The organism is Turicibacter sp. (genome assembly GCF_017941855.1).
Taxonomy (GTDB): Bacteria; Bacillota_I; Bacilli_A; order MOL361; family Turicibacteraceae; genus Turicibacter; species Turicibacter sanguinis.
This window is the reverse complement of record NZ_JAGAVR010000046.1, coordinates 1-7,574: the sequence shown is the minus strand read 5'-3', so window position 1 is coordinate 7,574 and position 7,574 is coordinate 1. Positions and strand designations below refer to the sequence as shown.

7 protein-coding genes are annotated in these 7,574 nt (G+C 33.3%); all 7 read left to right on the top strand.

The window, feature by feature from the left end; translation table 11 throughout:
• A partial coding sequence (locus J6D32_RS06570; protein ID WP_287467431.1) for a hypothetical protein occupies positions 1–383 on the top strand: 383 nt, incomplete at its 5' end.
• A gap of 138 nt (positions 384–521) precedes the next feature.
• The gene (locus tag J6D32_RS06565; protein WP_287467430.1) at positions 522–1,733 is read left to right on the top strand and encodes a nucleotidyltransferase domain-containing protein; all 1,212 of its coding nucleotides are present in this window, start codon (positions 522–524) and stop codon (positions 1,731–1,733) included.
• Between the two features lie 84 nt (positions 1,734–1,817).
• On the top strand, positions 1,818–2,144 hold the full coding sequence (locus tag J6D32_RS06560) for a (2Fe-2S)-binding protein (protein ID WP_006783465.1): 327 nt from the start codon (positions 1,818–1,820) through the stop codon (positions 2,142–2,144).
• A gap of 359 nt (positions 2,145–2,503) precedes the next feature.
• Positions 2,504–2,914 carry a zinc ribbon domain-containing protein gene (locus J6D32_RS06555; protein WP_230310295.1) on the top strand — a complete coding sequence of 137 codons (411 nt, stop codon included), beginning with the start codon at positions 2,504–2,506 and terminating at the stop codon, positions 2,912–2,914.
• Between the two features lie 230 nt (positions 2,915–3,144).
• Positions 3,145–3,708: an alkyl hydroperoxide reductase subunit C gene (gene ahpC / locus J6D32_RS06550; RefSeq protein WP_006783459.1), complete on the top strand. Its 564-nt coding sequence runs from the start codon at positions 3,145–3,147 to the stop codon at positions 3,706–3,708.
• Between the two features lie 804 nt (positions 3,709–4,512).
• A complete protein-coding gene (locus J6D32_RS06545; protein WP_006783458.1) occupies positions 4,513–6,183 on the top strand; it encodes an FAD-dependent oxidoreductase in 1,671 nt (556 codons plus the stop codon).
• A gap of 130 nt (positions 6,184–6,313) precedes the next feature.
• The gene (locus J6D32_RS06540) at positions 6,314–7,372 is read left to right on the top strand and encodes an acyltransferase family protein (RefSeq protein ID WP_187115488.1); all 1,059 of its coding nucleotides are present in this window, start codon (positions 6,314–6,316) and stop codon (positions 7,370–7,372) included.
• Positions 7,373–7,574 lie beyond the last annotated feature (202 nt).

Genomic DNA, 7,574 nt, shown 5'->3' with positions numbered 1-7,574 from the left:
TGCTCGGTTTAGGGGAGACACGTGGTGCTGAGCTCGAGCTTGCTAATGTGATAGAATTGATTGAAGTTGAGGGACTCAGTTTAGAAGATTATCCTGAGATTGAGGAGCTTGAAACTTTGATTGCCAGCGCAGAGGATACAAGTTCAGATTATGCGCACGCGCATGATTTTTCAGGAACAGATGCCATTCAATTAGCTATTGAAGTTTATGGAGCGAGTGATGATATTGTGTATATGTATGATGAGATGCCAGAACATTACGGTGATGATTTAATCGGTTATTATGTTGCCTTAAAATCAGTCGAGCTTGAAGAACAAGGAGCTGATGATCCCATTGTATTGCTGTTATTTGTAGGTGAGGATGGGAGTATAGCTGAATTATAGAAGAGGATGTGAATCCTCTTTTTTAGTTATAAAAAACTTTTACGCATTTTATAAAAAAAGACAAAAGGTGCTAAATTTTTTTAAGAAAGCTCTTTATAATATGAAATAATGAGAGAAAGAAGTGAGAGGATGGGGATGATGAATTCAATTCAACGTCAATTTATTAATCTGTTATCTTCTGCAATAAAAAAAAAATCAGTTGAAAGCGTAAATCTTCGGGGGAACGATTGGAATCAGTTGATTGAAGAAGCAGAAGCACATAAGGTAAGTGGCTTAGTGTATACCGCCTTGAAACGAAATATTGAATCTTTTGATATCGAGTCAAGCACGCTAGTTAAGTGGAAAAAAGATATCATTTTCGGCAGCTTGAACCAATCGGAACATATCAAAAAAGTCGCCCAGCTTTTAAATTCATTTAATGAAGCACAGATTCCGGTCATTGTGTTAAAGGGCGTGGTACTGCGTTATTTATATCCAGCGCCAGATTTAAGAACCATGAATGATGTAGATGTTTTAGTCCATGAAGAAGATTTGAGAAAAGTTGAAAGTCTATTAACGTCTTTAGGTTATTATAAGTATCAAGAAGAAGGCGAAAAACATGATGTCTATATTAAATCGGGCTATCCGATGGTTGAAGTTCACTGGATGCTTAGTCATGAGAGAACGTTTAAAGGATGTGTTGAGTATGAGAAAAGTATTTGGAATCGAGTTCGCGAGGTTGAGGTTGAAGGGGTTAGATCACTAACGCTCGGTTATAATGATTTTTTATTACATTTAATGATTCATATGGCTTCTCATGCAGCTTCACATGGATTCGGCGTTCGTTTTTTAACAGATATTGTGTTGATGATTGAGCAAGAAGGACCTTATATTGATTGGGCACAATTTAAGAAAGATATTCGTCAGTGTGAGATTGAGACGTTTACAGGAATTATGCTTCGCTGTTGTGAAGATTTATTTGATTTTAAGATTCCAATGGAATTAGAAGAGATTGCAGATGTGAATTTGAAGTATTTAGATGCCTTAGAAACCGAAATTTTAGATTGCGGGGTCCATGGACTCCGTGAAAAAGGGAATTTAATTGTTAAAGAAATGGCGTATAATCGCGAAGAACGCCAGTTATTTAAGCGATTTTTGAAGTTTATTTTTCCACCGATTGACTCGATGAGTGAGAAATATGATTATGCAAAAAAACGTCGGTACTTAACTCTTGTGGCGTGGATTCACCACTTTTTTGCTGGTGTTTTTCATTCGGATTACAAGTTAGGGGAAAAAGTTAGATTCTTTTTCTTCGGAATGAATTCAATGAAACAACGTTCAGATTTAATTCGTTGGTTAGACTTGGAGTAGGGGAATAATCTTGCAAATGATGTGACAAACTAACAAAATATGCTATGATAAAAAGGATTATTTTTTATTAGGAGGAATCAAATCATGGCAGGACATGCACACAAAATGATTTGCCACTGTAAGCAAGTGGATTACATTACAATTCGTAAAGCAATGATTCAAGGAGCTCGTACGATTGACGAGATTAAAGAAATGACAGGAGCTGGAACAGCTTGTGGTGGATGTTTACCAAAAATCCAAGCGATTTTAGATTCTGTTTGCGGATGTAAACAAGTGATGTTAGCGGATGTGGTAGCAGCTGTTGAAGGTGGAGCCACAACGGTTGAAGAAGTTGGAGAAAAAACGGGAGCTGGGACAGCTTGCGGACGTTGTAAAGCACTAGTTCAAAATGTTATTGATTTAGGACGTTAATTGATGTGTCATTAAGAGATGAGCTGTATTAAATGACTGAGATGATATAGTCATGGAGTCAGATGCTCTTTTTCATTAAAGACTATAGCTTTTTTGAGAGAAATGTAAAATCACCTTTCATTCTATAATAGAGTTGTTCAGACTACTATTTTTTTGAAGAAAGGTGATTTTTATTAATTAATAAGGAAAATAGTTTATTTCATACAAAGTGGAGGGGTTTAAATCCAGTTGACGAAAGTTAGTACTTTCTATTTAAAGTTCTGCCTCATTTTATTAAATATCTAAATGAATATTATTGAGAATAAGAGTAGACATCTTTTTATAATGGTGGTAAATTTAGTATGATTGGAGGATATTTAATGAAGTGGAGCTGCGAAAAGTGTGCAAAATTAAATAGACAAAAAGCGAATTTTTGTCAGGCATGTGGTGAAAAAAAGACGGCATATGTCGTACCAGCAGATAAATTAACGAGAAACTCTTTTTTTATGTTAAGCTCATATGCTAATAGTTTGCGAGTTTTAGCTATTGGAGGATCTTTGTTTGGATTGATTCTGATACTCAATCAAATTCTTCACGAAGAAGATTTAATGATGGCCAGTATGATTGGATTTGGAATGATGGTAGCCATTATTCTTTTTTTAGGGCTAGCAGAGATTTTAGATTGGATGGTACAAGTTGAAAAAGAAAATTATCAAATGGCTAAAGCAATTAAAGAGTTAACGACTGTCAATAAAGAAATTTTAAATTGGCTTAAAGTAAAAAAAGAATAGATAAGAAACTTAAATGAAAAGAGTTTAGAATGAGTCTAAATTCTTTTCATTTTTTTGTTATTAGATAATTGAGTATAGACAACTTTGACGGGTTCATAATAATCAAGGGTATTTAGGTCAAATAAAAAGCTTTAAATTTTTTTGAAATCATATTGACTTTTAAGAAATCAAAGCCTATAATACTAATATCAGTAATGATTACTGTTTCTATTTTAGAGGAGGAATGTAAAATGTCATTAATCGGTACTCAAATTATGGATTACAAATTACAAGGTTATCAAAACGGGGAGTTCAAAGAATTCACTGCTGAAGCAGCTAAAGGAAAATGGGCTGTTTATGTATTCTATCCAGCAGATTTCACTTTCGTTTGCCCAACTGAATTAGGAGATTTAGCAGATAAATATGCTGAATTTAAAGAAGCAGGATGCGAAATCTACTCTGTCTCAACAGATACTCATTTCGTTCACAAAGCATGGGCTGATGCATCTGAAACAATCGCTAAAATTCAATATCCAATGTTAGCTGACCCAACTGGAAAATTAACTCGTGCATTCGGAGTTATGATCGAAGAAGAAGGTATGGCTTTACGCGGAAGCTTCGTTGTTAACCCAGAAGGTGTTATCAAAGCTTACGAAATCCATGACAATGGAATCGGACGTGATGCAGACGAATTATTCCGTAAAGTACAAGCTGCTCAATTCGTAGCTGCTCACGGAGACCAAGTTTGCCCTGCAAAATGGAAACCAGGACAAGAAACATTAACACCAAGCTTAGACTTAGTAGGTAAGCTATAAGAAAAAGGTTGAGTCGAGCGGTTATCATCTCGTAAAAGTGAATTCTCACCGGATTGTTCGAATTGTGAACAAGGAGAGGGAGAAGAACTTTATAGAGATGTTGCTCGATGAAACTAGATTGATTATAAAAAGCTGAGATTGGCGCTTAACACACGCAGAACCCTAAAGGATCAACTTATTCTATATTATCATTTGATAATGAGAATAAGTATGAAATGATAAGAGCCCGTAGTGTCAGAGACACAAGTGGCTATTGAATTTTACCAGTGTGTTGCCAATCGAAGCTGGATTGGTAGATATACCTTTATACAAAGTCCTGATAGGGTGATGTATAAAACAAAGCTATAATCAGGCTAGGTAAATCAAGAGGTTTGTAACATTTTATAAGAATAAGGAGATTTCCTCCTTATTCTTATAAATATACTAATAGAAAATGATTTCAATAAAATTGTATAATATTGTAATATTCATTATAAATGTGTGATGAGAGGAACTGATTTAAGTCCCTTTGATCGTTATTTATAATAACGAAAAAATAAAGAAGCATTTAAATGAAGAGGTGTGCGACTCATCATTTAAGATAAGAGAATGTAAATGTGGATAATGGAGGAAATATCCCCAGAGAAAAATTTCTAAGTTGAACGAGTTCAACAGAAATTTTAAATCTCCGGGATTCCCTAAAGGATTAAGCTATTCTAAAGCTCAAAAAATCTCGCCAAGAATAGCTATAAAACTCCCTCTTGGTTTCACTACGTTTAATCACAATAACTATAAGAAGAGAAGAATTATAAGGAGGAAATAAAAATGAATAAAACAATTTATGATGTTATTATTATTGGTGCTGGAGCAGCTGGGATGTCTGCTGGGATTTATTCTGGACGTGCGAAAATGAAAACGTTAGTGTTAGAGCAAGGTTCTGCTGGGGGACAAGCGAAAACAACAAATGAAATCGTCAACTACCCAGGGGTACGTCACACAACAGGTCCAAAATTAATGGAAGAAATGCATAAGCAAGCTGAAGATTTCGGTGTGAAATTTACTCAAGCTGAAGTTTTAGAAGCTAACTTAGAAGGTGAAGTTAAGGTTTTAAAAACAACAAATGGTGATTTCCAAACGCGTTCAGTGATCATCGCAACTGGAGCAACTCCACGACAACTTGGATTCCCAGGTGAAGCAGAATATCGTGGACGTGGGGTAGCATACTGTGCAACTTGTGATGGTGAGTTCTATACAGGTTTAGAAGTATTCGTGATTGGTGCTGGATTTGCAGCAGCTGAAGAAGCGATTTTCTTAACTCGTTTCGCTCGTAAAGTAACAGTTATCGCCCGTGAACCTGAATTCACTTGTGCAAAAACAATCGCTGATAAAGTATTAGCTCATCCAAAAATTGAAGTTAAATTCAACACTGAAGTAGTAGAAGCGACTGGGGACGAATTATTACGTCGAGTAAAATTCATCAATAATCAAACGGGAGAAACTTTTGAACATGTAGCGTCAGAAGAGGATGGAACTTTTGGAATCTTCATCTTTGCAGGATACGTGCCACAAACAAAAGTATTTAATGGTTTAGTTGATATGGACCGTCAAGGATATATCATTACTGATGAAAATATGCACACAAGTGTAGAAGGGGTTTATGCAGCCGGAGACTTACGTCCAAAAATGTTACGTCAAATTGTAACAGCTGTATCTGATGGAGCGATTGCTTCTTTAGAAGCTGAAAAATACGTAGCTCATGAAAAAGAACGTTTAGGAATTGTTGAAGAAGAAGTTGTAGAAGAGGCTCCTAAGCAAGAAGTTAAACAACCTGAAGCGCCAAAAGCCGCTCCAGTTGGAGGACGTTCAGCTTTATTAAATGATGCCTTACGTGAACAAATCGGAACCGTTTTAAGTCGTATGGAAAATAACGTGACTTTAGTCACAATCGTGGATCCATCTAACGAAAAATCAATCGAGTTACGTGACCTTGTGATTGATATTGCAAACTTAGGTGATAAGTTAGAAGCAGTCGTGAAAACTAAAGGTGAAGACCAAGCTCTAGAAGAAAAAGTAAATGCCGATAAATATCCAGTGGTTGCCTTATTAAATAAAGATGGAGAATATTCAGGAGTTAAATTCCACGGAGTACCTGGTGGACATGAGTTAAACTCATTCTTATTAGCTATCTATAATTTAGCTGGACCAGGACAAGCATTAGATGCATCTGTTTTAGAAGCAATCAAAGGAATCGACAAAAAAGTTAACATTAAAGTTGCCGTGTCATTATCATGCCACTTATGTCCAGACGTTGTAGTCGGAGCACAACGTATTGCGATTGAAAATCCAAACGTTGAAACAGAAATGTTAGACATCGCAAACTTCCCAGAATTAAAAACAAAACACAAAGTCATGTCAGTACCATGTATGATCATCAACGATGAAAAAGTAACATTCGGATCAAAATCAATCCAAGATATGATTAATTTCATCGCCTAATATATATAAGTAATCGAAATCCCGACAAATATTTGTCGGGATTTTTGTTTTAAATTAAATTGTAATTTAATCAAAGAAATAATAACTTAGAAAATGGCTAATAAACTACATAGTTATGAGGAGGATTATTATGTATGACCAAACAATTTCAAAGGAAAAGACGGTATTACTACGATGTGTTGCTATTTGTTTAATGTTAGTTCACCATCTTTTTGCGTTTCCAGAAAGAAATATAAGATTAGAGTATACATCTCTATTTTTTAATGATTCATTTTTTTTAGAAAATATTATAGGACAATTTGGTAAAATTTGTGTATATATTTTTTTGTTTATTAGTGGATATGGTTTATATATTTCATATCTTAATAAAACTGTTACTATTTTGTCTATATGTAAAAGGATTCTAAAATTTTATTTAAATTACTGGGCAGTTTTTGGAGTTTTTATAGGATTAGGGTTAATAACAGGTAACATTCAATGGAACAATAAAGTAATTATTGAAAATGCATTAGGATTAAAATCTACTTTTAATGCAGAGTGGTGGTTTATACGCGTTTATATTATATTATTATTTTTATTTCCTATTTTCAGAAGTATATTGAAAAAAGTAAATATTATAGCTTGCATAATGATGTCTATTTTATTATTTGGAATAGGCTCTATTTTATCCATCATCGGTATTTTTCCTTTGACATCATTAATATTTTATAATCAATTTTTCTTTTTTATAGGTATCGTGATATGTAAATTCAATGTTTTTGATAAAGTAAATTTATATTTACAGAACAAGAGATTAAGTGTATCATTCATTTCTATCGGTTTATTTACTATGATGCCATTTATAAACTTTATAATGAACAGTATTCCAATCATTGAATATTTTAATTTTATAGTTTTAACGCCAATTTTTATTTGGGCAATATCCAATATTAAATTTAAAAGTAAAGTAATTAGCTTAGTTGGATATCATTCAACAAATATTTGGTTATGTCATTCTTTCTTTTGTTATTATTATTTTAGAGAATTTACATACATGCCGAGATGGACTCCATTAATTTTTATATGGTTATTAACCTTAAGCGTATTAAGTAGTCTTATTATTAATAAGTTGGTTGAGTTTGAAAATTCAATTTTTATTACGTTAAAAAGTTATAAATTTTCTAAAGCACTTACATCATTAGGTAAATAGAGCAAGTAAAATATATTATAAAATATAAATAATACCTTACTAATCATTGAGCAATGTTTTCATAAAAATTTATCTTTAAAAGATTTGAGGTAATGTCAAGATTACAAAAATAGTTAAATATTGATATTAAATATAATTTAGAGTCGCATAAATAAAATTACATTAAAATGATCATGCACTAATTTTTGAATAATTAGTAATG